Source organism: Micromonospora sp. NPDC047465, assembly GCF_040643125.1.
Classification (GTDB): domain Bacteria; phylum Actinomycetota; class Actinomycetes; order Mycobacteriales; family Micromonosporaceae; genus Micromonospora.
In genome coordinates, this window is record NZ_JBEYTP010000133.1 from 1 (window position 1) to 1054 (window position 1054).

Annotated in this window: 1 pseudogene; it reads left to right on the top strand. The window is 70.6% G+C overall.

The window, feature by feature from the left end:
* Positions 1–202: pseudogene (locus ABZ793_RS34710) on the top strand (AAA family ATPase); the annotation flags it as partial.
* Positions 203–1054: the final 852 nt, after the last annotated feature.

The window sequence follows — 1054 nt, forward strand, 5'->3', positions numbered from 1 at the left end:
CGACATCGAGGACAACCTGTCCGAGCGGATCCTGTTCAACGAACTGACCCCCGGCCAGATCGTCGTCGTCGACTGCGAAGGCGACCCGAACAACATCGACAAGTCCAAGCTCGTCTTCACGGGTGCGGACCGGCCGGCCGAGGTGCCGGACGCGGTCCCGGCCGACCTCGGCGGCACTGCCGCGGCGGGGGCGGACGAGTAAGGCAAACCGCACAAAGGCGACGGCCCGGTGGCACCAGCCACCGGGCCGTCGCCTTTCCGTGTCCCTGTCGGGTTGATGTCGCAAAAGGGGTCCAACTCGGGGTGCCGCTGCGCCGAGGCCGGCGGGGCGCGGCGGCACCCCCACCCCGTAGTCCCTGTCGGGCTGCCCGCGCAGATGGGGCAGTCACGCCCCTCCCGCGTCGACGGAAGGACCGTCTCCGCGGAACGTGCCGCCGCCGACCGAGCCTGGTATGAGCAGCGGTCCGACAGGCGGGGCAGCTCGACAGGGCCTACAGCGCACGGCCCGCCGGGCCTGTGGAGGTGGGCAGACGGGTCGCTATCTCGCAGCGACGGTCATACCGCACAAACCAACATCCAGGCACGGGCGACGCGCGGATCACCTGGGGTGTCGATCATCTGTGGGCTGTGTCCGGTTGGTGACGGATTGCGGTGGCGGGGGCCACCGGCCCGGCGGGCATGGGTCGGGGGCCCGGGGCGTTGTAACCATCGTGAGCGCGTGACCTCTGGACCGTTTCGGCGGCCCGGGGGCGACGGCCGGAATGCCGGCCGGGCCCGCGTCGTTACATCCCCCAGACCCGGGATCGCTGGAGTGATGGCCGCTGGAATGTGCGGCCCGCCCAGCCGGTTACATCCCCCCGGGACCGCGCCCCCCGAGCGAGAGGGCGCACCCCCTTTTCTGACTTGACCTTTCCTTACCCGTGGCACACCCGCCCCCCTTTCTGGTGTGTGCCGCGTATCCCCCGATCGAAAGGTGCTTCATCATGCGTACCGATCTGATCCGTAAGGCCGCCCTGACCGCTGCCGGCCTCGCCTTCACCGGCGGCGCCATCGC